Source organism: Micromonospora sp. PTRAS2, from assembly GCF_054052245.1.
The window spans coordinates 1-206 of record NZ_JBSWBU010000081.1; the positions used below are offsets into that span (position 1 = coordinate 1).

Annotated in this window: 1 protein-coding gene; it reads left to right on the forward strand. The window is 70.4% G+C overall.

All coding sequences use genetic code 11. The annotated features are described in order from the left end of the window. On the forward strand, positions 1 to 206 hold a 206-nt coding region (locus ACVMYR_RS33240; protein ID WP_457123718.1), incomplete at both ends, for an AbfB domain-containing protein.

The following is a 206-nucleotide window of genomic DNA, read 5'->3' on the forward strand; positions in this document are numbered from 1 at the left end:
CGGCTCGCCGCCAACGACAACACCTCGACCTTCCGGGCCGACGCGACCTTCTACCGCACCGCCGGGCTGGCCGACAGCTCCTGGTCGTCGTTCCGCTCCTACAACTTCCCCGACCGCTACCTGCGGCACAGCAACTACGTGCTGCGCATCGACCCCCTCAGCGCGGGCTCGTCGGAGGCGGACCGCCAGAGCGCCACCTTCCGGGT